Source organism: Xanthomarina sp. F1114, assembly GCF_026410255.1.
Taxonomy (GTDB): Bacteria; Bacteroidota; Bacteroidia; order Flavobacteriales; family Flavobacteriaceae; genus Xanthomarina.
This window is the reverse complement of the sequence record NZ_JAPMLL010000010.1, coordinates 68,373-93,097: the sequence shown is the minus strand read 5'-3', so window position 1 is coordinate 93,097 and position 24,725 is coordinate 68,373. Positions and strand designations below refer to the sequence as shown.

Annotated in this window: 18 protein-coding genes; 12 read left to right on the top strand and 6 right to left on the bottom strand. The window is 33.9% G+C overall.

Going from position 1 to position 24,725, the window contains the following annotated elements; all coding sequences use genetic code 11:
* Nucleotides 1–2 precede the first annotated feature (2 nt).
* The 4 genes from OS188_RS09740 to OS188_RS09725 are packed head-to-tail and all read left to right on the top strand — an operon-like array spanning nt 3 to nt 5,294.
* Nucleotides 3–1,739 carry a DUF885 domain-containing protein gene (locus tag OS188_RS09740; protein WP_267148650.1) on the top strand — a complete coding sequence of 579 codons (1,737 nt, stop codon included), beginning with the start codon at nt 3–5 and terminating at the stop codon, nt 1,737–1,739.
* Nucleotides 1,732–2,742 (top strand): 4-hydroxyproline epimerase, encoded by a 1,011-nt coding sequence (locus tag OS188_RS09735; RefSeq protein WP_267148649.1) that lies wholly within the window; start codon nt 1,732–1,734, stop codon nt 2,740–2,742. The genes OS188_RS09740 and OS188_RS09735 overlap by 8 nt, the downstream gene beginning before the upstream one ends.
* 11 nt (nt 2,743–2,753) lie before the next feature.
* A complete protein-coding gene (locus OS188_RS09730; RefSeq protein WP_267148648.1) occupies nt 2,754–3,998 on the top strand; it encodes an NAD(P)/FAD-dependent oxidoreductase in 1,245 nt (414 codons plus the stop codon).
* A 3-nt stretch (nt 3,999–4,001) separates the two neighbouring features.
* A complete protein-coding gene (locus OS188_RS09725; protein ID WP_267148647.1) occupies nt 4,002–5,294 on the top strand; it encodes an aminopeptidase P family protein in 1,293 nt (430 codons plus the stop codon).
* A 127-nt stretch (nt 5,295–5,421) separates the two neighbouring features.
* Here the strand turns inward: OS188_RS09725 and OS188_RS09720 are convergent, their stop codons facing one another.
* From OS188_RS09720 to gldJ, 3 genes are all read right to left on the bottom strand, one after another.
* Entirely contained in the window at nt 5,422–6,744 is a 1,323-nt protein-coding gene (locus tag OS188_RS09720; RefSeq protein ID WP_267148646.1) for a S28 family serine protease, read from the bottom strand.
* Between the two features lie 79 nt (nt 6,745–6,823).
* A complete protein-coding gene (locus OS188_RS09715; protein ID WP_267148645.1) occupies nt 6,824–8,098 on the bottom strand; it encodes a UDP-N-acetylmuramoyl-tripeptide--D-alanyl-D-alanine ligase in 1,275 nt (424 codons plus the stop codon).
* Nucleotides 8,099–8,163: 65 nt separating this feature from the next.
* A complete protein-coding gene (gene gldJ / locus OS188_RS09710) occupies nt 8,164–9,858 on the bottom strand; it encodes a gliding motility lipoprotein GldJ (protein WP_267148644.1) in 1,695 nt (564 codons plus the stop codon).
* A 265-nt stretch (nt 9,859–10,123) separates the two neighbouring features.
* Between gldJ and porU the strand changes: the two genes are divergently transcribed.
* From porU to OS188_RS09675, 7 genes are all read left to right on the top strand, one after another.
* Entirely contained in the window at nt 10,124–13,996 is a 3,873-nt protein-coding gene (gene porU, locus OS188_RS09705) for a type IX secretion system sortase PorU (RefSeq protein WP_267148643.1), read from the top strand.
* 33 nt (nt 13,997–14,029) lie between these two features.
* Complete coding sequence (gene porV, locus OS188_RS09700) at nt 14,030–15,274, top strand: type IX secretion system outer membrane channel protein PorV (RefSeq protein WP_267148642.1); 1,245 nt, start codon at nt 14,030–14,032, stop codon at nt 15,272–15,274.
* 94 nt (nt 15,275–15,368) lie between these two features.
* Complete coding sequence (gene cdd / locus OS188_RS09695) at nt 15,369–15,851, top strand: cytidine deaminase (RefSeq protein WP_267148641.1); 483 nt, start codon at nt 15,369–15,371, stop codon at nt 15,849–15,851.
* A gap of 175 nt (nt 15,852–16,026) precedes the next feature.
* Nucleotides 16,027–17,025 (top strand): pyruvate dehydrogenase (acetyl-transferring) E1 component subunit alpha, encoded by a 999-nt coding sequence (gene pdhA, locus OS188_RS09690; RefSeq protein WP_267148640.1) that lies wholly within the window; start codon nt 16,027–16,029, stop codon nt 17,023–17,025.
* Between the two features lie 3 nt (nt 17,026–17,028).
* The gene (locus tag OS188_RS09685; RefSeq protein WP_267148639.1) at nt 17,029–18,675 is read left to right on the top strand and encodes a pyruvate dehydrogenase complex dihydrolipoamide acetyltransferase; all 1,647 of its coding nucleotides are present in this window, start codon (nt 17,029–17,031) and stop codon (nt 18,673–18,675) included.
* Nucleotides 18,676–18,771: 96 nt separating this feature from the next.
* Entirely contained in the window at nt 18,772–19,794 is a 1,023-nt protein-coding gene (locus tag OS188_RS09680) for a M28 family peptidase (RefSeq protein ID WP_267148638.1), read from the top strand.
* Nucleotides 19,784–20,470 carry an SDR family NAD(P)-dependent oxidoreductase gene (locus tag OS188_RS09675; protein ID WP_267148637.1) on the top strand — a complete coding sequence of 229 codons (687 nt, stop codon included), beginning with the start codon at nt 19,784–19,786 and terminating at the stop codon, nt 20,468–20,470. Before OS188_RS09680 ends, OS188_RS09675 begins: the two co-directional genes overlap by 11 nt.
* A gap of 76 nt (nt 20,471–20,546) precedes the next feature.
* Here the strand turns inward: OS188_RS09675 and OS188_RS09670 are convergent, their stop codons facing one another.
* Both OS188_RS09670 and OS188_RS09665 read right to left on the bottom strand, forming a co-directional pair.
* Complete coding sequence (locus OS188_RS09670; RefSeq protein WP_267148636.1) at nt 20,547–20,888, bottom strand: SdpI family protein; 342 nt, start codon at nt 20,886–20,888, stop codon at nt 20,547–20,549.
* Between the two features lie 91 nt (nt 20,889–20,979).
* A complete protein-coding gene (locus OS188_RS09665) occupies nt 20,980–21,492 on the bottom strand; it encodes a DUF3124 domain-containing protein (protein ID WP_267148635.1) in 513 nt (170 codons plus the stop codon).
* A gap of 115 nt (nt 21,493–21,607) precedes the next feature.
* On the opposite strand from OS188_RS09665, the gene ctlX reads away from it, so the two are divergent.
* A complete protein-coding gene (gene ctlX, locus OS188_RS09660; protein WP_267148634.1) occupies nt 21,608–22,540 on the top strand; it encodes a citrulline utilization hydrolase CtlX in 933 nt (310 codons plus the stop codon).
* Here the strand turns inward: ctlX and OS188_RS09655 are convergent.
* A complete protein-coding gene (locus OS188_RS09655; protein WP_267148633.1) occupies nt 22,537–24,606 on the bottom strand; it encodes a tetratricopeptide repeat-containing sensor histidine kinase in 2,070 nt (689 codons plus the stop codon). The two genes, ctlX and OS188_RS09655, sit on opposite strands and share 4 nt — an antisense overlap.
* Between the last annotated feature and the right edge of the window lie 119 nt (nt 24,607–24,725).

Sequence of the window (24,725 nt, the reverse complement as noted above, 5' to 3'; positions counted from 1 at the left end):
CCATGAAAGTTTTAACATACTTAGTAGGTCTTTGTTTTGTAAGTCTTATGGCTTGTAAGAAAGATACGCCTGAAAAAAAATCTTCAGAAGTCTTTTTAGAGGATGTTATAAAAACCTATGAAACTGAAAGAAAGTACGATTTTGAACCTTATGAGTCGGTTGAAAATACAGCTAAATTCTATCAGAAGGAAGCCAATTTTGCCAAAGAACTTCAGCAGCAGCTTTTAAATATAAATGAAGAATCTTTGAGCGAATCTGAGCAAATCTCCTTAGACCTTTTACGTTTTGTCCTGCAGGATAAAATCGATTCTAATACCTATAAAACGTATCTCAATACTATTACTTCGGAATCTGCTTTTCATTTGAATTTAAGTCAGATGGCAGAAACTACTTTTTCTAATTATAAAGCGGTTAAATCTTATTTAGACAAGTTAAGTGAATTGCCTAAAAAGGTAGATTATAATTTAGCAATTTTAAGAGAGAGTATTAAAGAAGGCATGGCGCAACCTGCTGTTGTTTTTGGGGATTATAGTTTTTCTTATAGCAAACACCTTGTTGCAGATTATAAGGAGAGCGAGTTTTATGCGCCTTTTAAAAAGTTGCCAGAAGATTTAACAAGTCATCAAAAAGACAGTGTTTTGGCAGTTGCAAAAACCCAGATAGAAAACGATGTAATAACTCAATATAGAAAAATTAAGAACTTCTTTGAAACCGAATATCTTCCAAATTCAAGAGATGACTTAGGTGTTGTTTCCATTCCAAATGGGGACGCATTCTATCAGAATAGAATTAATTATTTTACGACCAGTAATCAATATACGGCCGAAGATATTCATCAAATAGGATTAAAAGAAGTAGCGAGAATTAGAGCCGAAATGGAAGTAATTATTTCCGATTTAGGTTTTAAAGGAAGCTTTGAAGAGTTTTTAGATTTTCTTAGAACCGATGCTCAGTTTTATGCAAAAACACCTAAAGAGTTAATGATGTTTGCTCGAGATATTTCAAAAAGAATTGATGGCGAACTGCCAAAATACTTTAAAACTTTACCAAGAAAACCTTATGGAGTAGTTCCGGTTCCTGCTGCCATTGCTCCTAAATATACAAGTGGTAGATATTCTGGATCCCACAACGCTAAAACAGCTGGGTTTTATTGGGTAAACACCTATAATTTACCAAGTAGAACTTTGTATACCATTCCTGCATTAACAGCTCATGAAGCTGTTCCAGGACATCATTTACAAATTTCTTTAAATAATGAATTAGGAGATTCTATTCCAAAATTTAGAAGAAATTTATATCTATCAGCTTATGGAGAAGGTTGGGGTTTGTATTCTGAATACTTAGCGGATGAAATGGGAATATACCAAACTCCCTATGAAAAGTTTGGACAGTTAACCTACGAAATGTGGAGAGCTTGTAGATTAGTTGTGGATCCTGGCATTCATGCTAAAGGTTGGACAAGACAGCAAGTTATTGATTATATGGCTTCAAATACAGCTTTGTCTATGCACGAAGTTCATACAGAAACCGATAGGTATATTTCTTGGCCAGGACAAGCCATTTCATATAAAATTGGTGAAATAAAAATTAGAGAATTACGTGAAAAAGCTGAGAGAGAATTAAAAGATAAGTTTGATATTAGAGAGTTTCACGAAGTAATTTTGGGTGAAGGTACCGTAACCCTGGCCATTATGGAAGCTCGTGTAAATAATTATATTCAGAGAATAAAAAATGAGTAAAAGGACTTTTGTTTGTATCGACGCTCATACTTGTGGTAATCCCGTAAGGGTTATAACACAAGGTGCTCCAGAATTGATTGGAAATAATATGAGCGAAAAACGTCAGTACTTCCTCAAGGAATTCGATTGGATTAGAAAAGGTCTTATGTTCGAACCTAGAGGTCACGATATGATGAGTGGAAGTTTTTTGTTTCCACCCCACCATCCAGAAAACGATTTTGCCATTCTATTTATAGAAACTTCAGGGTGTTTGCCAATGTGCGGACATGGAACTATTGGAACCATTACCATAGCTATTGAAGAAGGTTTAGTAAGTCCTAAAATTCCAGGTAAAATTAGAATGGAAGCTCCAGCTGGTGTGATAGAGATTGAATATCATCAAAACGGAAGCAAAGTAGATTGGGTGAAAATAACCAATGTAAAAAGTTTTTTAGCAGCTCAGGATTTAACCGTTGCTTGTCCGGAATTGGGAGAAATTTCATTCGATGTTGCCTACGGAGGGAATTATTATGCCATTATAGATCCGCAAGAAAATTTCTCAGGGATTCAGGCGTTCTCAGCATCAAAAATTATTCAGTTTTCTCAAGTTATTAGACAGCGAATCAATCAAAAATATCCCAATCTATTTATTCATTCAGAAAATAAAACTATTAAAGATGTCACTCATTTACTTTGGACAGGAACGCCTATAGATAAAATTTCTTCCGGTAGAAATGCTGTTTTCTACGGAGATAAAGCTATTGACAGAAGTCCGTGTGGAACAGGAACTTCAGCTAGAATGGCACAATTATATGCCAAAGGGAAATTGAAAGTTGGAGAAGATTTTATTCATGAGAGTTTTATAGGTAGCAAATTTATTGGTCGGGTGGAAAAAGAAACAAGCCTAGACGGAAAGTTGGCTATTATTCCAAGTGTAAAAGGCTGGGCAAAAATTTACGGACATAATACAATTACTATAGATACAGAGGACGATCCGTATGCTTTAGGATTTCAAGTGATATAAACAATGACTCAATGAAAAAAGTTATTATCATCGGAGGAGGGATCATAGGTTTATGTTCTGCTTATTACCTTCAGAAAGAAGGTCACCAGGTAAGTATTATAGATCAATCTAATATGGATATGGGTGCGTCTTATATTAATGCGGGCTATTTATCGCCAAGTCATTTTGTGCCATTAGCAGCTCCGGGAGTTATGAAAAAAGGTCTGAAATGGATGTTTAACCCAACAAGTCCTTTATATATAAAACCTCGTTTGAATTCTGATTTTATAAAATGGACTTTAGCTTTTAATAAATCCTGTACTATTAGTCATGTTAGAAAATCCATTCCTGCCATTAAGAATATGTCCTTATTAAGTCAGAGTTTATACGATGCTATTAAACGCGATGAGCAATTTAAATTTCAGTACGAAAAAAAGGGCTTGCTTATGTTATGTCAGACAAATAAGATGCTAGAAGAAGAAATTGAGACAATGCATTTGGCAAAACAGGAAGGTTTGGAGGTTGATGAAATAAGTAAAGAAGATTTAAAAATTTTAGAACCAAATGCTACATTTAATATTAAAGGAGCCACCTATTATAAATGCGATTCCCATACCACCCCTCAAGAATTTATGACAGAAATGAAAGCGTATTTAAAAGCAGTAGGAGTGCAGTTATTTATAAATGAAAAGGTGGAAGACCTAGTTGTAAATAAGGGAATAATAGAAGCTATAAAAACCAAAAATCAGACTTTAAAAGCAGATGAGTTTGTTTTGTCTGCCGGTTCCTGGAGTGCTTTATTGAGTAAAAAATTGGGAATTAACTTATTGCTTCAAGCGGGGAAAGGCTATCGTATAAATACCACTCAACATACTGGAATTACTATTCCTTCTATTCTAGCAGAAGCTAAAGTAGCCATAACTCCTATGAACGGATTTACACGTTTTGCAGGAACTATGGAAATTGCAGGAATCAACCATAAAATAAATAAAAATCGGGTTGAAGCCATTGCCAAAGCGACAAATAGTTATTATCCCGACATTCTTTTAACACAAGATGAAAAGAACGATGCAGCTTCAGGTTTACGTCCCGTTACCCCAGATGGTTTACCTTATATAGGTCGGTCTTTAAAATGTAAAAACCTAACTATTGCTACAGGTCATGCTATGATGGGCTGGAGTATGGGACCCGTAACAGGAAAGCTGGTTTCAGAAGTTATTTCTGATAAAAAACCTATATTAGACCTTAATTTATTTCATCCAGATAGAAAATTTTAAAAGATGCGCTACAATCAGATACCAAAGAGTTTATTTATAAAAAACAGAAACAATTTTACAGCTAAAATGCGTTCTAACACGTTAGCTATTCTAACTTCAAACGATGTTAAGCATAACAATGCAGACGATGTTATGGGATTTACCCAGAACAACGATTTGTTTTATTTATGTGGGATCGATCAAGAAGAAACTATTTTAATAGTATATCCGGAAGCCAATAGGAAAGAAAATCGGGAGATACTTTTTATTAAAGAAACAAATGAGCAAATTAAAATTTGGGATGGCGAAAAGTTAACCAAAGAACAAGCAACAGATATTTCTGGAATTGCCCGAGTAGAATGGATTCATGATTTTGAAAAAGTACTACAGCTTATGGCTTTTGAAGCTGATGGCATTTATCTAGGACATAATGAGCATATAAAGCGTGTTACCTTCAATCAGCAAACCCAGCAAGACAGAATGATAAACTGGTGTAAGGAAAAATATCCGTTGCATGATTATCATCGAGCAGCAAAAATAACAAGAGACTTAAGACCAGTTAAATCTGAAGAAGAAGTAGGGCTAATGCAACAAGCTGCAGATATTAGTGTGGCATCTTTTAAACGGGTATTAAAAGCTTGTCAGCCAGATATTAAAGAATTTCAGCTGGAAGCAGAATTAGCATACAATTTAATTGCCTCAGGAGGAACAAGACATGCTTTTAAACCCATAGTGGCGTCAGGAAAAAATGCTTGTGCTTTGCATTATAATACCAACGATGACATCTGTAAAAGTGGAGATATGATTCTTTTAGACTTTGGAGTGTGTTATGCTAATTACAATAGCGATACCACTAGGTGTTTCCCTGTAAATGGCAAATTTTCTAAAAGGCAAAAAGAGGTTTATAGTTCTGTTTTACATTGCTTAAAGGAAGGTAGTAAATTGCTTAAACCAGGAGTTATTCCTTCGGTATATGAAGCACAAATGGCAAAACTGGTTGAAACCGAACTTATAAAACTCGGTTTATTAGATGCTACAGCTGTAGCAAATCAAAATCCTGAAAAACCTTTATATAAAAAATACTTTATGCATGGAACGGCACATCATATTGGTTTAGATGTTCACGATGTGGGATTATATACTCGAGCTTTAGAACCGGGAATGGTGCTAACCTGCGAACCTGGTATTTATATTCCAGAAGAAGGAATAGGCTGTAGATTGGAAAATGATTACTTAATTACCAAAGAAGGAAATATTAATCTTACCAGAGCCATGCCTATTGAAATTGATGATATTGAAGCTTTAATGTCGTCCTAATAAGCTACAAAACGTATAAACTGTTTTATTAAATTTAGAAAGGCGAAAAAAGTTTAACCAAACCTTTTTCGCCTTTTTACTTATAAAAATTGATGTGTTTATTCTATCTAATCCATAGAAAATAAACTTATTCGTTTATTAGCCAAGCATCAATAATATCATAGATTTCCTTCTGTTTTTCTGGACTAAAACTCTTTATTCTTGTCGTGTGACTTCCTTCTGGTAAGACATATTTATAAAGTTCTCTGTTTTTAGTGTCGTTCTCTAATTCTACGGCTGTTGCACTCCAAGAATCATATTCGCCATATATAAAAAGCATATCTTCAGCCACATAGTCTAAAAAGTTTTTAACTTCTTGCATAGGTGCATAATCAAAGGATTTAGAAAAACCTTCTGGAAAAGCCCAATCGAATGTATAAATGTCTTTATCCGTGTTTAAATATTTTTTAAATGGAGCCGTTTCATAGCCGTAAATACCTTGTTCGGTTAAAGCTGCCCAGAAATACGGTTGTAAACTTTCTACAGACTTTTCTTCGAAAAAGCTGTATCCAACCACGTTAATCAAATGCCTGTAAATCTCCTCAGGCGACACCTCACCTGTTGGAATATTTTCAATGGGTGTTCCCCATTGCCAGAATGCAAAAGAGTATTCTAAAATGGTATAATCTATGGCTTTTTCTACACCAAATTCCCAAGACATATCTTTTTCTATGGCTGCCGTTTTCATCATTTCTAGAAGTGCTTCTCTATTTTCAAAACACAATTCTTGAAAAGCTTTCACTTTGTCTCTATTGTTTTGCGTGCTTACTTCCTTTAAAAATTTATAAACTCGAGGATCTTCACGTTCAAAATTTAAAGGCCCCACATAACATACGCAGGCATCCACATTGTCCGGGAAATATCTACGATGTAACATAACTGTTTGACAGCCCTTTGAAATTCCGGTAGAAATAAACTTAGTGTTTGGATATAAAGCATTTCTAATTGCATCTATAATTCTGGCCTGATCTTTAGCTGCATTTTTAACTGTAAGTGTGTTCCAGTCTATTTCTTCTGGACGCGAGTTGTTAAAATATCTATGCTCAATACTTAATTGGTTTGCCTTATAATGGTTCGCTAATTCTCCTGCTTTCTCTGAACCAATACCATAACCTTTAAGTTCTACTATTACTGGTTGCTCTGGGTTTTCATAACCTAAAAAAACACGTTGTTTAAAACTTCCTTTTGAAGAATCTTCATAATCTACCGGTTGCTCAAACCAGATTTCATAATTTTCGTCAAAATGACTTACTGGGTCTTTTTTTTCTATACTAACCACGTTTTTCATACCTGCTAGTTTTTCAAAAGTACTGAGCTTGATTTCTGGAGGAGGAGCTGTAGGTTGTAGGGTTTGACAGCCAACTAAAGAGAGTATAAAAAGCGATAAGAAAAAGGAACGAAAAAAGGTCATAATGGAAAGTTTAGTTTTGAATTTTAAGAAGGGATAAATATAATTAATATAATTCTTGTTCTTTTTTAGTTTAAGATTTTTATAACAAATCTAAAATCCGTTCTAAAGCCATGCCACGAGAGCCTTTAATTAAAAGATTGGCATTATTTAAGTTTTCAAAATTAAAATCTGTTTTAAAGTCTTGAAAAGACTTGTACGTATTTTTTGTTTTTGGAATGGCGTGATAAAAATTTTCTCCAATAAATATCACTTTCGATATGTTTATGGAATTAGCTAATTCGGCAATGGCTCGATGTTCCTTTTGGGCATCCTGACCTAACTCGAACATGTCTCCCAAAATGGCCATTTTATTTTCAACTTTTAGTTTCCCAAAATTTTCTAAAGCAACTGCCATACTTGAAGGATTGGCATTGTAAGCATCCAGAATAATTTTAATTGTTCCTTTTTCAACAATTTGCGATCGGTTGTTTTTGGGAATATAGTTTTCTATAGCTGCTTTTATTTGTTGTGTATTCACTTTAAAATAAGCCCCAAGAGCTATGGCAACTGAGATGTTATTGAAATTGTATTCTCCTATAAGTTGACTATTTATTTCGTTGTTATTATAAGTAACTGTTACCTCGGGTTGCGCACTCTTAAAATGGATAATAAAATTGTCTGTTTTGTTTTGTCCAAAAGAGTAGGTGGTAGCTGTTTTACTTCTTTCTACTTGAATGGGGTCGTTGGAATTTATAAAAATAGTTTTCTTATGACCTATAAGATGTTCATATAATTCAGATTTTGCTTTTATAACACCCTCAATACTACCAAAACCTTCTAGGTGGGCTTTGCCAAAATTAGTTATCAGTCCATAGTCTGGAAACGCTATATTGCATAGAAACTCTATTTCTTTTGGATGATTGGCTCCCATTTCAACAATTCCAATCTCCGTGTCATTAGTCATTTTTAGCAAAGTTAGTGGTACACCTATATGATTGTTTAAATTGCCAAGAGTTGCAGAAACTTTATATTTTTTAGAAAGTACAGCCTGAATTAACTCTTTGGTAGTAGTTTTTCCATTACTTCCGGTTAAGGCTATAATTGGTAAATTGAGATACTTTCTATGAAATTTAGCTAATTCTTGAAGTGTTTCTAGTACATCTTCAACCAAAATGCAATGGTCGTTTACGGCGTATTCTTTTTCGTCTACAATACAATATGAAGCTCCGTTTTCCAGAGCCTGTTTGCTAAACACATTGCCATTAAAGTTGTCGCCTTTAAGAGCAAAATATAAATCGTTTTTAGCTATTTTCCGTGTGTCTGTCGATACAGAGGGATGCTTTAAAAAAAGCGCATGTAGTTGTTCTATTTTCATAAAATAAAAGTATAAAAAAAGTCCTAACTAATTGTTAGGACTTTTTTAAAAGATATGAAAAATTCTTAGTTTTTTGTTTTGTTCTTGTTTTTAGATTTAGAACCAACTCTTGACATAGCACATCTAAAGCCAATATAATCTGTAGCCATAGTTTGTGGGAAATAACGTCTTTGTGCTGGATCTAACCAGTATTCTCTATCTTTCCAAGATCCACCTTTATACACACGAACTTCGTCGTTTATTAAAGAGGTTCTTTTATTAGATTTGTCGTACTCTCTAATTAATGCCCCTGTAGAATCGTCTACTTCTACATTATGTTTAGGCGAGTTGTACATTTTACTAGTTAAAGAGTTTTCACCATCTACAGCATTTTCATCGTCTCCAAAGTCGCTTTCTCTATATTGACGAGAAGATTGTTTGTCTCCATCTCTAAAGTTTCTGTTATCAGATCTGTCGAAGTTTTGTCTTAAATACGTTTCATCTTCATCAATTGGTATTTGAGCAATTTGTCCAGGTAAATCTCTTGCAATAACTTTCCCGTTAGGTAAGGTATCGAAAACAATTTCGTCTGCAGTTACAATTTTTACTGTTCCATCTTCTCCAATGGCATTTTTAGTATAAACGTTTCCACGGTAGTAGTTAAAATCGTTAAAATCGTCGTCAACTATAGGTCTGTATACATCCGCAACCCATTCTGCTACGTTTCCAGCCATATCATATAATCCAAAATCGTTTGGAGCATATTGTTTTACTTCGTTTGTAATATCGGCACCATCGTCAGACCATCCTGCAATTCCACCGTAATCACCTTTTCCTTGTTTAAAGTTAGCCAATTGGTCTCCTCTTACTTTACGTTTTCCAGAGCGTGTATATTGTCCATCCCAAGGATATTTTTTTCTACCTCTAATGGTGTTGTAGCTTCTTAATTCAGATAAACCTAAAGCCGCATACTCCCATTCTGCTTCTGTTGGAAGTCTGTATTTAGGAGATATTGCTCCAGTTTCTCTTGTAGCATATAGTCCTGTTTCTTCACCTTCCGCATTAGTTTGAACTCTTCTTCTGGTGTTTTCTGAGCTTGTATATTCTGTGTTACCTCCGTAAACTTGAGTTGGTGCGTTAATATAAGTATCTGTATCGAAAGTTTCTCCTTCTCCTTTTTGGTAAGCAGCATCTTTACTGATATAGCCCTCATTCATAAGCTTTAATTCGTTAACACGATTGGATCTCCAGTTAGAAAATTCTACAGCCTGAATCCAACTTACACCAACAACAGGATATTCTCCATAGCCCGGGTGACGTAAATAGTTGTCTGTCATCACTTCGTTATATCCTAAACGGTTTCTCCAAACTAAAGTATCTGGAAGCGCACCATTATAAATAGCTCTGTAATTATCTTCTGTTGGAGGATATGATTTTTTTAAGTAATCTAAGTACTCTAAGTACATTTTGTTGGTTACCTCTGTTTCGTCCATATAAAAGGACTGAACGTGTTGTTGGGTTGGCGTGTTATTCCAATCGTGCATCACATCGTCTTGAACGCGACCCATGGTAAATGTTCCACCTTCTACAAAAACGAGGCCTGGCGCAGTTTCTTGTTCTTTAAATTGTGTGTTGTATTGGAACCCACCATCCTTATTATTTATTTGCCAACCAGTAGCTCTAGAGCTGTTGGAGCTAGATGATCGTTTACAACCAACTGTTGTTATAGAAATTGCTAAGAGTAACAAAATCTTAAATGCCATAACTTTTTTCATATTCATACTTTTAAGTAAGCTTATACTATTTTTGGTGACGCAATATAAGAAATATCGGTAATAATACAAGTTAATTTATAAAATTTGATGATTTTTTTATGTATTTCATCCTATTTATTGTGCGTTATAACGATGATTTTTGGTCGTTAATCCCCACTAATTTGTGTCTAAATAACGGTATTATTTATAAATTATTATTGTAATTTTGAAAGGTTTTCTAAAATTGTTTGTTTTGTCATACTAACAGACAATTAATCACGTTATTTAATCAATGAAAAAGAAATTCCTATTCCTATTTTTTTTTACGACTCTAGTTCTCTATTCGCAACAAAAGCAATTTAAAATTCTTTGGGAAGGAGAAAAGGTGCTTGCAACGGAAAGCTATACCATTAAATTGCCTGGTTTTAGTGAAGCTAATTATAATTATGATGATATTGATGGAGTTCAATTTGTAGCGCAATGGCAGATTAATCAAGCGGTCGATGAGGCTTCCGTTCGTGTAACTAACGTTAGTTATACTACTATAACATCTAAAGAGTTATTAGATTTAGATGAAAAAACTTTGCCTTCGGAATTAACATATAGTTTAAAGACTTCGGTAGCAAGAAACAAAATGAGTGCGTTCTTTGTTTTATCGCCAATTATAAAAGAAGCTAACGGAACCATTAAGAAAGTAACCTCGTTTTCGGTTAGTTATTCCAATGGCAGATTACCTTCTAATAGAAACCAACGTGTTATTAGTAATTCTGTTTTAAATAATGGACAATGGTACAAGTTTTATATAGAAGCCACTGGCGTATTTAGAATAACTAAAGACTTCTTGTCTAGAATGGGAGTTAATGTCAATAATATTGACCCACGCACCATAAAGCTATATGGTAATGGTGGAAGGATGATTCCGTTTGCTAACTCGGAGCCTTATCCCATAGACGTAAAAGAAAATGCTATTAGAGTAGTTGGAGAAAATGATGGCGTTTTTAACGATACAGATTATATTCTCTTTTATGGTCAAGGACCATTTGGGTTCGATGCCGTTAGTAATACTCATATTAATAATTATACAGAAAAGACCTATTATTACATAAATATAAGTCCTGGAAATGGAAAGCGTGTTCAACCGTTTATGCAGCCTTCTGGACCCGTTGATTTAATGATAGACACTTTTCAAGATTACAAGTTTCACGAAAAGGATGAATATAATTTGGTAACCGTAGGAAGACGTTGGTTTGGAGATAAATTTGATTTAGAAACCGACAAAACTTTCAATTTTAACTTTCCCGATCTAGTAACTTCGGAACCTGTTAATCTAAAAGTGTATCTTGGAGCTACATCTGCCATACCAACAACAATGACGGTTAAGGTTAATAGTGATAATATTACTACCATGCCACTTGCAGCAACCTCAGACGCTAATTTGGCAACTGAGTCTATTTTTAACAACAATATTAATGTGAGCTCTTCTAACATAGCTGTGTCGTTAATATACAATAAAGGTGGAAACCCTTCCGCTTTAGCATATGTAGATTATATTTCTTTAGAAGCAACCCGGGCTTTAAATTTTTCAGGGAATCAATTTACTTTTAAAAATAAGGCAGTTACCCAATTGACGGGAATTGGTCAATATAATATAAGCAATACATCTCAGGTTAAGGAAATTTGGGATGTTACAGACATATATAATGTAACAACAGCTGTAAACGAAGATAATAGTTCTAGTTTTAGTTTTACCTCTAGTCTGGGAACCTTGAAATCTTACGCTATTGTAACTCCATTAAATTATTACGAGCCTTCTCAGAGTTCTAATTCTTCCGTTTACAATCAAAATTTAAAAGGGACTATTTTTAAAAATACTCAAGGACAAAACGATGATATTGATTATTTAATAGTTACTCCTAATAGTCTCTACGGTCAAGCCGAAAGATTGGCACAAATAAATAGAATAAACAACAATTTGAAAGTAAAAGTTGTTGGTTTAAATGAAATATATGCAGAATTTAGTACCGGAAATCAGGATATTGGAGCTATTAGAAATTTTGTAAAATATATTTATGACAATGCCAGTTCTGAAGATTCCCGTATAAAATACCTTTGTTTGTTTGGAGATGGCTCTTATGATTATAAAGACCGAATTCCTAATAACACTAATTTTGTACCTTCCTGGCATTCCTATAATAGTTTTAGTCTTGCAAACTCTTTTATTTCCGATGATTATTATGGAATGATGGATGAGAACGAAGGGTCTATGGAGATTTCGGATAAATTAGATATAGCTGTAGGTAGAATTTTAGCCGAAAACTATCAGAGTGCCAGAGAGCTTGTAGATAAAATAGAAAGATATTATATAGACGATTCTTATGGGAGCTGGAGAAATAATTTTGTAGTTATTTCTGATGATGTCAATATAGCTTGGGAAAAATCTCTTCAGGAAACTACAGATTTTATTGGAGATGAAGTAGCCATAGAAAAACCTTTTATTAATGTTACTAAAATTCATTCGGATGCTTATAAACAAGAGTCTTCAGCAGGGGGCGATAGGTATCCTACGGTCAATGTGGCTATAAACAATGCTATTGAAACAGGTGCTTTGGTTATAAATTACTTTGGACATGGCGGCGAAGATGGATTGGCCCATGAGCGTATTTTTGAAAAACCCGATGCTCAAAGTTTAAATAATGTATGTAAACTCAATTGTTTTGTTACTGTAACTTGCGAATTTACCAAATTCGATAATCCACTTCGTCCTACAGCAGGAGAATACACCTATTGGAATAAAGATGGAGGAGCTATTTCTCTAATTACTACAACAAGACAGGTTTATGTAAATGTGGGCGTTACTTTTAATAAAGCACTAGAGCAATATTTGTTTTCTTATGGGAGCAATACCCCGTATTCTGGGCATGAATACCCATCTATGGCAGAAGCTTTAAGACTGACTAAAAACGATCCTGCTATTTCAATTCTCGGTCAAAGAAGGCTGGTTTTTTATATTGGAGATCCTGCTATGACTTTGGCTTTTCCAAAACCCAATATTGTATTGACAAAAGTTAACGATGCTCCCATAAACGGAACCATAGATGTGTTACAAGCTTTAAGTCGTGTTAAGCTTTCAGGAGAAGTTACAGACTTGTCTGGAAACATATTATCCAATTATAATGGAGTTCTGTCAGCCACGGTTTACGACAAAAACATAGAAAGACAAACCTTAGGAAACGATGGAGTTACAGAGGGCGGAGATTTAATAATTATGGATTTTGAAACCTTGGGACCAATTATTTTTAGAGGACAATCTTCTATAACTAATGGACAGTTTGATATTGAATTTGTAGTGCCAAGAGATATAGGTATTCCAGTAGATTTTGGACGCGTAAGTTTATATGCAAAAAGAAATGGAGTTCATGAAGATCAGGCAGGGGCCAGTGTTAATCAAATTCAAATAGGAGGCTTAAATGAAAATGCGCCAGAAGATAATATAGGACCAGTAATTGCGGCCTATATGAACGACGAAAGTTTTGTATCTGGAGGCATAACAAATAGATCGCCTAATTTGTTAATAAAATTAGAGGACGAAAACGGAATTAATACAGCTAGTGGCATTGGGCATGATATTGTTGGCATTTTAGATGGAGACGAAGCAAATCCTTATGTCTTAAACGACTACTATCAAACAGAATTGGACGATTATAAAAAGGGGATTGTAAATTACCCTTTAAGAGATTTAGAACCTGGTTTACATACCATGTCTGTTAAAGCTTGGGATGTTTATAATAACTCTTCTACTACAGAAATTCAATTTGTAGTGTATGATGAGAATCAGCAATTGGTTATTGAAAACGTTTTAAATTATCCAAACCCTTTTGTTAATTATACCGAATTTTGGTTCAATCACAATAGTTCAGAATCTTTAGACGTTTTAGTACAAATATTTACTGTCTCTGGAAAATTAGTAAAAACTATAAACGGACAAACCAACAGTGGAGAATGTTGTAATAACGGAGCTACCTCATTATCAAGAGATATGGTCTGGGATGGCCGTGATGATTTTGGAGATAAAATTGGGAAAGGCGTCTATATTTATAAACTTACTGTGCGTTCTGCAGTATTAAATAAAACCGTTGAGAAAATAGAGAAACTTGTTATACTATAATAAAAATATATATTTGTTAAATAAAAATAATTTATGAAGAAATCAATTTTAATATTGTCGGCATTCGTTTTTGCTGTTCAAATGCAAGCTCAAAATATTGTTGAAGAAATAACTCCTAATCCCTACGACTCGAGAGTTATAACAACAGGAGTTCCTTTCTTACTTATTGCATCAGATGCACGTGCAGCTGCTATGGGAGACATGGGGGTAGCTACTTCTGCTGATGGTTTTTCGCAACAATGGAACGCTTCTAAATATGTGTTTTCTGAAACCAAACAAGGAGTTGCAATAAGTTATACACCTTATTTAAGTAAATTAGTAAATGATATTTTCTTAGGAAATGTAACCTACTTTAATAGATTGAATGAAAGAAGTTCTTTTGCAGCTAGTTTTAGATATTTTTCTTTAGGAGATATTGAGTTTGTTGAAGATGAAAATCAAACCCCATTAATCCAAAGTCCGAACGAGTTTACTTTCGATCTTTCTTATGGATTGAGATTAAGTGATGCATTTGGAATGGCAGTTGCTATGCGTTATTTAAATTCAGATTTGAAAATTCCGGATGGTAATAACGATACTTCTGCAGCTAGTACGTTTGGTGTAGATATATCAGGTTTTTACCAAAGTGAAGAGGAAGCATATAATAGTTTTAATGGTAAATACAGGTTTGGATTTGCTATTCAGAATATAGGACCAAAATTTAAGTACGACGAAGGGGGGCAAGAAAACTTTCAGCCTACAACTTTACGTTTAGGAGCAGGATTTGATTTTATTTTAGACGATTATAATAAAATTTCATTATCTACCGAGTTTACAAAACTATTAGTACCAACACCGCCAATAACAGGAACAAAGTTGGTGTATGAAGATGTTGATGGAGATGGCGTTTATGACGCGTCAGTAGACAATCTAATTGAAAGGGACACCAATTATATTATTGAAGGAAAAGACCCGGACGTTGGTTTCATGAAAGGTATGTTCCAGTCTTTTGCTGATGCACCTGGAGGTTTTAGCGAAGAAATGCAAGAATGGACCTGGGCTTTAGGGGCAGAGTATTATTACCAGGACTCTTTTGCTTTTAGAGCTGGATATTTCCATGAAAGTCCAGAAAAAGGAGCCAGACAGTTTTTTGCTATAGGAGCAGGATTTAAATACAATGTTATTGGTATTGACTTGTCTTATCTGTTCTCGGCATCAAAAGTGCCTAGTCCATTAGAAAACACCTTGCGTTTTTCTTTAACTTTCAATATAGACAGAGAAGCTTATACAGAGTATTAAGCTATATTTTAAAAGCCCACAAAAAAACTATTGCCAATCGCAATAGTTTTTTTGTCTGAAATAGTATCATTATCTTTAAGTATATTTCAAACAAATGAAAGAAATAATAATTGAATCTAAATTAAACGTTTACGACAATTTAGAAGAATTGCCAAAGGAGGTTGTTGCATTGATGGATCAGGCGGCTATTGCTAGAAATAATTCATATTCACCTTATTCGAAGTTTAGTGTTGGTGCAGCAATTTTATTAGATAATAACGAAATAATTTTAGGAAGCAACCAAGAAAATGCTTCTTATCCGTCAGGTTTATGTGCAGAACGAACAGCTATTTATTATGCTGGGTCTCAATATCCAGACGCTAAAATAGTTAGAATGGCTATTATTGCAGGTTCTAAAATACATCAAACTATTCACCCTATTCCTCCTTGTGGTGCTTGTAGGCAAGCTATTGCAGAATATGAAGTAAAACAGAATTCCAATATTGAAATCTACTTTATGGGGGAGACAGGGAAGGTTATGAGATCTCATTCCTTAGCAAACTTATTGCCTTTAATATTCGATAAGGCTGTCTTATAAAGGAGTTTTAAAAGTTTTAAGAGTCTTCAGCTAAAATTTTACGATTTACAGTTTTTTCATTAGTGACTAAAGTGTTACTTTTGTAGACTGTTTCTCCTTGTTTCTAAAAATGAGGAAAATGTTCTTAAACCCTAAAGAGGTTTATATTGAAAAATATTTTTTAATATGTAATTAAATGCAAAAAATAACCAAAGAAGTTTACCTAAAATGGTATGAGGATATGTTGTTCTGGAGAAAGTTTGAAGACAAACTTGCTGCCGTTTATATTCAACAAAAAGTAAGAGGATTTCTTCACTTGTATAATGGTCAAGAAGCTATTTTAGCTGGTGCTTTACACGCCATGGATTTGACTAAGGACAAAATGATTACGGCATACCGAAATCACGTACAACCCATAGGGATGGGGGCTGATCCTAAACGTGTTATGGCAGAATTGTATGGGAAAGCTACTGGAACCTCTCAAGGTCTTGGTGGTTCTATGCATATTTTTTCTAAAGAACATCGTTTTTATGGAGGCCACGGAATTGTTGGCGGACAAATTCCATTAGGAGCAGGAATTGCTTTTGGAGATAAATACCATAATATAGACGCTGTTACCTTATGTTGTTTTGGAGATGGAGCAGCCAGACAAGGTTCTCTTCATGAAACCTTTAATATGGCTATGAACTGGAAGCTTCCAGTTGTTTTTGTTTGCGAAAACAATGGTTATGCTATGGGAACATCTGTAGAACGTACAGCCAACCATACAGATATTTGGAAACTTGGTTTAGGATACGAAATGCCATGTGGCCCAGTAGATGGTATGAATCCTGTAAAAGTTGCTGAAGCTTTCGATGAGGCTATTCAAAGAGCCAGACGTGGAGATGGACCAACTTTCTTAGAGTTAAAAACATATAGATATAGAGGTCACTCGATGAGTGATGCCCAGCATTACAGAACAAAGGATGAAGTAGCAGAATACAAGAAAATAGACCCTATTACTCAGGTAAAAGATATTATTCTTGAAAAGAAATATGCTTCGGAAGCCGATATAAAGAAAATAGATAAGCGTGTAAAAGATTTAGTTAGCGAATGCGAAAAATTTGCTGAAGAATCTCCGTATCCAGAATTAAACGTTATGTACGATGCTGTTTACGATCAAAAAGATTATCCATTTATACAACACAAAATATAAGCTATGGCTGAAATTATAAACATGCCACGTTTAAGCGATACCATGGAAGAAGGTACCGTTGCTACTTGGTTGAAAAAAGTTGGAGATAAAATTGAAGAAGGCGATATTCTTGCTGAAATTGAAACAGATAAAGCAACTATGGAGTTCGAGTCGTTTCATGAAGGAACCTTGCTTCATATTGGGGTGCAAGAAGGAGAGACAACAAAAGTTGATGAGTTATTAGCGATTATTGGCGAAGAGGGAGAAGATATTTCAGATTTAATATCCAGTTCTAAATCAGAAAATAAATCTGAAGAGCCATCTGAGGATAAAGACAGGTCTAAGGACGAAGAAACGGGGCAAGAAAAAGCCGATTCAGAATCAGAAGAAGAATCAGACACAGAATTACCAGAAGGAGTAACTGTAGTTACTATGCCACGTTTAAGCGATACCATGGAAGAAGGTACCGTGGCTACATGGCTTAAAAAAATAGGAGAAGAAGTTTCTGAAGGCGATATCCTGGCAGAAATTGAAACAGATAAAGCCACTATGGAATTCGAAAGTTTTCAAGCTGGAACTTTATTATATATAGGTTTAAAAGAAGGAGAGTCGGCTAAGGTGGATGCTCTTTTAGCCATTATTGGTCCGGAAGGAACAGATGTTTCAAATATTGCTAAAAACTTTAAAGCAGAAGGTGCTTCCTCTAAAAATGAAGCTTCATCAAAAGAAGCGCCTAAAAAAGAAAAGGAAGAACCTGTTAAGACGGAAACTAAAAAAGAAGTATCATCTTCAAGTTCCACTTCGGCATCATCTTCAGATTCAGGAAGGGTATTTATTTCTCCATTAGCTAAAAAAATGGCCGATGAGAAAGGAATTAATATCTCTCAAGTAAAAGGTTCTGGAGAAAATGGAAGAATTATAAAACGCGATATAGAAAACTTTAGTCCTTCGGCTACGGCTTCAGTTGGGAAATTTGTTCCAACAGGACAAGAAGATTTCGATGAGGTAAAGCACTCTCAAATGCGTAAGGTTATAGCTAAGCGTTTAGCGGAATCTAAATTTACTGCACCGCATTACTATTTAAATGTGGAGTTTGATATGGAAAATGCTATGGCTTTCCGTGCTCAATATAATTCGTTACCAGACACAAAAATTTCGTATAACGATATAGTTGTTAAGGCTTGTGCGTTGGCTTTAAAGAAACATCCACAAGTAAACTCGCAATGGTTTGACGATAAAATGAAATTAAATAACCATGTGCATATTGGTGTAGCAGTTGCAGTTCCAGATGGTTTGGTTGTTCCGGTAGTAAAATTTGCTAACGAGCAAAGTTTAACGCAAATTGGAGCGTCTGTTAAGGAATTTGCAGGAAAAGCTAGAAATAAAAAACTGACACCGCAAGAAATGGAAGGAAGCACCTTTACTATTTCTAATTTAGGAATGTTTGGAATAGAGAGCTTTACATCTATTATCAATCAACCTAACTCTGCTATTTTATCTGTTGGAGCTATTGTTGAAAAACCAGTGGTTAAAAATGGGCAAATAGTAGTTGGAAATACCATGAAATTAACCATGGCTTGCGATCACAGAACAGTTGATGGAGCAACAGGATCAGAATTTCTACTTACTTTAAAAGGTTATATAGAAAACCCTGTAACCATGTTGGTATAATTATTTTTATATTAAACCAAACTAAGTATATTATTAACCTGTTTCATTTAAAATGAAACAGGTTTTTTTATCTTTAAACAAAATATAATAAAACTCATGAAACACTTTTTAACCCTCTTTGGCTTTGTATTTCTTTTAGTGGCTTGTAAGTCTACAAAGGTTGTAATGAATAATGAAGATCCTAGTCAGAATTCGATTCCTAGTCCTTCAAAAAACGATGTTATAATGACTTCGTCTTCAGACTCCAAACCAATAACAAGTATAGAACTTAAAGAAACGGTTGAGTTTTTAGCTTCAGATGAATTAAAAGGAAGGAATACTGGAACTGAAGGTATTGAGCAAGCAGCTTCTTATATAGAGAATAAGTTTAAGAGCTATAAGCTTAAACCTTATTTTGAAACTTATAGAGATAGTTTTAAAGTAGGTGAAAAGAATGCATATAACATCATTGGTTTTCTTGAAGGGAATGATGAAAAACTAAAAGAAGAGGTTATCATTCTTGGCGGACATTACGATCATATTGGCTATGGAAAAGCTGTAGGAACTGATTCTATTGCCAATGGAGCTAACGACAATGCAGCTGGAACCAGTGCAGTTTTAGCTTTAGCAAAATACTTTACAAAAACTAAGTCAAATGGAAGAAGCTTGATGTTTGTCTTATTTTCTGCAGAAGAAATGGGCTTGTTAGGTGCCAAACACTTGGCTAAAAAATTAAAGACTGAAGAAATAAATCTGTACACTTTGTTAAATTTCGAAATGATTGGAGTTCCGTTTACAGACAGAGAATATGTTGCTTTTGTAACAGGGTATGACAGCTCTAATATGGCAGATAAAATCAACGAATATGCTGGAACTAATCTTGTAGGTTTATCGGAAGTTGCTAAGCAGTATCAATTATTTAAAGCCTCTGATAACTATCCTTTTTATGAGGAATTTAAATTGCCAAGTCAGACTATTTCGTCTTGCGATTTATCTAATTACGACTATTACCATCATGTAAAAGACGAAGCAGATCAGTTAGATTATGAGCATATGGCAAGTTTAATGAATAAGATGCTTCCCGTAATTGAAAGAATGAGTAAAACACCAACAAAAGAAATTACATTACATGAAAACTAAACATATTATAATTACAGGAACTAGTAGAGGAATCGGTTTTGAGCTTGTAAAGCATTTTGCAGAGCAAGGACATCAAGTATTGGCATTGTCAAGAAATCAAGCTTCGGTTGAAACACTTCAATTAGAGAATGTTACTACGTTTTCGTTTGATATAACTGAGCCTTCTAATTTTAGTAAAATCACAGATTTTATTAAAAATAATTGGAAACAGGTTGATATTTTAATCAATAATGCAGGTGCCTTATTAAATAAACCGTTTATAGAAACTACTTTTGAGGAATTTGAGTGGGTTTATAGAACCAATGTTTTTGGAGTTTCAGAAATGATAAAAACCGTGCTTCCATTTATGGGTAAAATGGGGCATGTAGTTAGTATTAGTTCAATGGGTGGTGTTCAAGGAAGCGTTAAATTTCCTGGGCTTTCGGCTTATAGTTCCAGTAAAGGAGCCGTGATATCTTTGACTGAATTATTAGCAGAAGAATTTAAAGAAACGGGACCTAGTTTTAATGTTTTGGCTCTTGGCGCTGTACAAACCGAGATGTTAGAGGAAGCATTTCCAGGCTATGAAGCACCAATTTCAGCTTTTGAAATGTCGAAATATATTGGAAATTTTTCTTTAGAAGGACATCAATTTTATAATGGAAAGTTGTTGCAGGTGGCGAATTCTACACCTTAGATTAAAAGGTGATTAGTGGCGTAATTTGTTTAGGTTTATAGATGTTATTCTTGTTAGGACAGGTTGCGACCTGTCTTTATAAATTCTTCTTTATTGCAGATTCCACTCTAATTATGAGAATAATTACAGTTAAAATAACTAATGCTAGACCAATAATCATGGCTGTGTCTCTAACTGGGTGATAGATAAATCCAAGCAGTCCAGATAAGGCTAATAAACCTCCAAGTTTTATCAATTCCTTCGAGGAGTATTTCTGAGCAAAATCCCAAGTTTCTTGATTTCTCTTAGAACTTGGAGATCTATAACCGTAAAGATTATTTATTTTTTGAGGTGGAAATATTAGCATTATGAATCCCGAAATTATGAAAATGAGTCCGGTTGAAACAGGAATTATAAATATCAGGTTGGTGCTTGGCATTTTCTGGTATAGATTTTTAAGGTTTTTTTTAGCCAGCTCATTTAGGCTTTATTATATTTCTTTATAATTAATTTATTACTAATTACATAAATTACAGTTTGACTCCTTGAGTTAAAAAGGAAATCCCTTGCTGTCCAGAAGTAGAAATCATAACAGCTTCAAAATGCGGTTCTGGATCGTTTTCGTCTTCAACGGCCCAATCAAACACAAAGTTGGCACCAGAACCTCCGTGTTTATTATTTTCATCAATAATAATCTCTAAGGTTTCTAAGGGTTTTAAGGCTACTGGTTTATTAAAATAGGTTCTTAATAATTCTCCAGAAGTATTGTAATAACTGGCATTTAATAAATAGATATCCTTAGTAGGGCTAATATTTCTCAAGCTTACAGTAGCGGTTAAATTAATGGTACGGTGTTCTGTAATGCTATAAATTTCAGAATAAACAGAAAGGTAACTTTGTCCTAAATTAAAACTATCCGTTTTGGTCATGCTAATTTCTCTTTCTTCCCAATTTATAGGTTTGATTTCTCTCGTGCTTTTACTCTCGATACACGATAGAAAAAGTACTTGCGAACACAGCATAATAACTAATAAACGTTTCATAAATTCTTGTAATTAAATAAAGTAAATATGTACAGAGTAAAGTAACAATTTTTATTGCTTTAAACAATATCTTTTCGTTTTAAATAGGTAATTTTGCACTTTAAAAAATAAACTTATGCAACAGACCACAAATACCATTTTAATGATTCGTCCTATTAATTTTAGAATGAATGAGCAAACTGCTGTAAATAATTATTTTCAGGAAGAATTGGACTTGAAGAATGCAGAAATTAATACTCAAGCTCAAGAAGAATTTGATGTGTTTGTTAAAAAGTTGAGGCAAGTAGGTGTTCAGGTTATTGTTGTTAGTGATACAGATGAGTTTGATACTCCAGATTCTATCTACCCTAATAACTGGATTTCTTTTCACCAAAATGGGGATGTTGCCTTATATCCAATGTTTGCTGAAAATAGACGTGTGGAACGCAGAGAAGATGTTCTCGAAGAAATTGAGAGCTTAGGTTATCATATTAATCAAATTGTTGATTATACTTCGGCTGAAGACGAAGAGGTGTTTCTGGAAGGTACAGGAAGCTTAATCTTAGATAGAGCTAACAAAAAGGCATACTGTGCATTATCTGCAAGAGCTCATGAAGATTTACTTATTGAATTTTGTGAGGATTTTGAATATACTCCTGTTATTTTTACAGCCTATCAAACCGTAGAAGACACACGTAAGGTTATCTACCACACAAATGTAATGATGACATTGGGAGAAACATTTGCAGTTATTTGTTTAGATGCCATAGACGATAAAAAAGAACGTAAAAATGTTGTAAAACAATTAAAGGAAGACGGGAAAGAAGTAATTGCTATTACAGAAGAGCAAGTTGCTAATTTTGCTGGAAATATGCTGCAAGTTAAGGGAGAAAACGACCAATGTTACTTAGTAATGAGTCAAGCTGCTCACGATTGCTTAACTCCGGTTCAAATTAAAACCATAGAAAAACATTGTGATATCTTATCAAGTTCTTTAGAGACTATTGAGACTTGTGGAGGTGGAAGTGCGCGTTGCATGATGGCCGAGGTGTTTTTACCTAAGTCTTAATCTTGAGGATTCGATTTAGGTAACTCCACATAAAAGGTAGTTCCAATATTTAAATCGCTTTCAACCCAAATTCTACCATGGTTTAGTTCTACTAATTCTTTACAGATAGTTAAACCTAAACCAGTACCTTTTTCATTCTTGGTACCTATGGTTGTAAAAGAAGAGCTTTTAAATAGTTTTTGTTGGTTTTCTTTTGAAATGCCAACTCCAGTATCTGAAATACTGATTATAGACTTGCCATTGCTTATTTGATTTGCAATAGTAATTGTATCTCCTTCTTTACTAAATTTTATAGAATTGGTTAGAATGTTTTGTATAATTATTTCTACCATACTTCTGTCGGCATAAACAAAATCGCGTAAGGTTTTATCTCTTAAAATAATACCTTTCTTTTCCATGCTTTGTTCCAATAAATTAATTTTATCGGTAAATACTTCTTGTAAATCAAAAAGGGTTGGGTTCGATTCTAGAGATTGCATTTGCGACTTAGACCAATTTAATAGATTAAATAAAAGCAAAGACGCATTATTCGCATTATCGCTTAATTCTGGAATTAAAGATTTAAATTCTTCATGAGTTAAGGAGCCATCTTTTAATAAATCTATAAAACCTTTTATAGAGGTTAAGGAGTCTTTTAAATCGTGCGAAACAATAGAGAAAAGTCTGTCTTTAACCTTATTAATATCTTCTAAATGTTTTGTTTGTTCTAAAATGGCTTCATTTTGAATTTCAATACGTTCGTTTTTTTCTTCTAGTTCTCTAGTATATTTCAGACGGCTATTTCGTTTTAAATAGATAAGAATTAAGAATGTAGAAAGTATGGCAATAGCTCCTAGTAATCCATAAAAAATAAGCCTTAATCTATCAAATTCTTTTTGAGTTTTTACAGGTTCCTGCTCATTTTTAGAAACCTCCTTATTGACTTTAGAGCTTATTCCTAAGTTATTTATTATTTGAGGAGTTTCTTCTTCTGTTTGTGGTTTAATTTCAGCTTGCTCTAATTCGTTTTGCAGCTGATAATATTCTTTTTGCCAAATAAATGCACGATCAAACCTTTTATTGGTTGAATCTAAAGATTTTAATAGGCCATAATTCTTTAATTGCTCCTGTTTGTCGTCAATTGCATTTGCAATATCTTTAGCTTCATATAACTGAATTTCGGCATATTTTAAATGCTTTCTATGTAAATTTAATGCGCCAAGATTGTTTAAGGAAACAAGAATTCCATGCGAATTATTTAAACTTCGGTTTAACCTTAATCCTTTAACCAAATGCTCTAAAGCTTTGTCGTACTCATTAAATTGCAGATATTCGCCACCTAATTTTGGAAGTATTTCGCCTCTTAGAGAATCGTTTTCAGAAGGAATTTGCTTTAAAATTTGTTCGTAATAGTCAATAGATTTTCTATGTTCCTTTTGAAGAGAGTATAGACTAGCTAACTTTTCCAGTACCTCAATAGAACCTTTATTATTATTATTATTATTATTGGATTGCTTTTCAATTTCTAAAGCTTTTGAATAATATTCGGTCGCTTTTGACTGGTTGTTTATTTGAAAGTAGGCCCTAGCTAAACACTTATAAGCTGTAAGTAACTCTTGTTTTAAGTTTCTTTTTTCAAACTCTTTTAATGCCAGCAATGAGTATTGAAGCCCAGTGTTGTAGTTGCCTCGTTTAATTTCGTTTAAAGCAATGCTGTTGTTAACTTTTGCTATATGTAAGGTATCTTGCAACTGAATAAATAGCTCTTTTGCCTTTAAATAATTGTCTCTAGAGTTTATATAATCATCTTTAAACGCATAAATTAAAGCTTTGTAATATGTAATTTCTGCAATCCCATTTTTGTAATTGAGGTTTTGCGACAGTTTTTCTGTTTGCGAAATGTACTTTAGAGCCTTATCATATTCATCATTATTGTATAATTCTTTAATAAGAAGTAAAGAGGTCTCTATTTTGGTGGTATCAGATTTTTGAAAAGCTAATTGAATGGTAAGACTATCCTGTTCTCTGGTTTGAGTAAAACCAATGAAAAAAACAAGGCAAGCAACTATAGAAAATAAGTTTTTCATAAGATAGCTTTGCAACAATAAAATGAGCTTTTAACTTGTTGAGGTTAAGAGGGGTAGCTTTTATTTAGAGTCGCAATAGTTAGATAGTTCAATTGTGTCCATAGTTTGGGGACGATTAA

Bases quoted from the DNA above. Each gene is read 5' to 3' on its own strand.
- OS188_RS09725 (WP_267148647.1), top strand. From the start codon at position 4,002: ATGCGCTACAATCAGATACCAAAGAGTTTATTTATAAAAAACAGAAAC.
- OS188_RS09730 (WP_267148648.1), top strand. From the start codon at position 2,754: ATGAAAAAAGTTATTATCATCGGAGGAGGGATCATAGGTTTATGTTCT.
- OS188_RS09665 (WP_267148635.1), bottom strand. From the start codon at position 21,492: ATGAAACGTTTATTAGTTATTATGCTGTGTTCGCAAGTACTTTTTCTA.
- OS188_RS09720 (WP_267148646.1), bottom strand. From the start codon at position 6,744: ATGACCTTTTTTCGTTCCTTTTTCTTATCGCTTTTTATACTCTCTTTA.
- OS188_RS09675 (WP_267148637.1), top strand. From the start codon at position 19,784: ATGAAAACTAAACATATTATAATTACAGGAACTAGTAGAGGAATCGGT.
- porU (WP_267148643.1), top strand. From the start codon at position 10,124: ATGAAAAAGAAATTCCTATTCCTATTTTTTTTTACGACTCTAGTTCTC.
- porV (WP_267148642.1), top strand. From the start codon at position 14,030: ATGAAGAAATCAATTTTAATATTGTCGGCATTCGTTTTTGCTGTTCAA.
- OS188_RS09670 (WP_267148636.1), bottom strand. From the start codon at position 20,888: ATGCCAAGCACCAACCTGATATTTATAATTCCTGTTTCAACCGGACTC.
- OS188_RS09740 (WP_267148650.1), top strand. From the start codon at position 3: ATGAAAGTTTTAACATACTTAGTAGGTCTTTGTTTTGTAAGTCTTATG.
- OS188_RS09735 (WP_267148649.1), top strand. From the start codon at position 1,732: ATGAGTAAAAGGACTTTTGTTTGTATCGACGCTCATACTTGTGGTAAT.
- OS188_RS09715 (WP_267148645.1), bottom strand. From the start codon at position 8,098: ATGAAAATAGAACAACTACATGCGCTTTTTTTAAAGCATCCCTCTGTA.
- OS188_RS09680 (WP_267148638.1), top strand. From the start codon at position 18,772: ATGAAACACTTTTTAACCCTCTTTGGCTTTGTATTTCTTTTAGTGGCT.
- OS188_RS09655 (WP_267148633.1), bottom strand. From the start codon at position 24,606: ATGAAAAACTTATTTTCTATAGTTGCTTGCCTTGTTTTTTTCATTGGT.
- gldJ (WP_267148644.1), bottom strand. From the start codon at position 9,858: ATGAATATGAAAAAAGTTATGGCATTTAAGATTTTGTTACTCTTAGCA.
- cdd (WP_267148641.1), top strand. From the start codon at position 15,369: ATGAAAGAAATAATAATTGAATCTAAATTAAACGTTTACGACAATTTA.
- pdhA (WP_267148640.1), top strand. From the start codon at position 16,027: ATGCAAAAAATAACCAAAGAAGTTTACCTAAAATGGTATGAGGATATG.
- OS188_RS09685 (WP_267148639.1), top strand. From the start codon at position 17,029: ATGGCTGAAATTATAAACATGCCACGTTTAAGCGATACCATGGAAGAA.
- ctlX (WP_267148634.1), top strand. From the start codon at position 21,608: ATGCAACAGACCACAAATACCATTTTAATGATTCGTCCTATTAATTTT.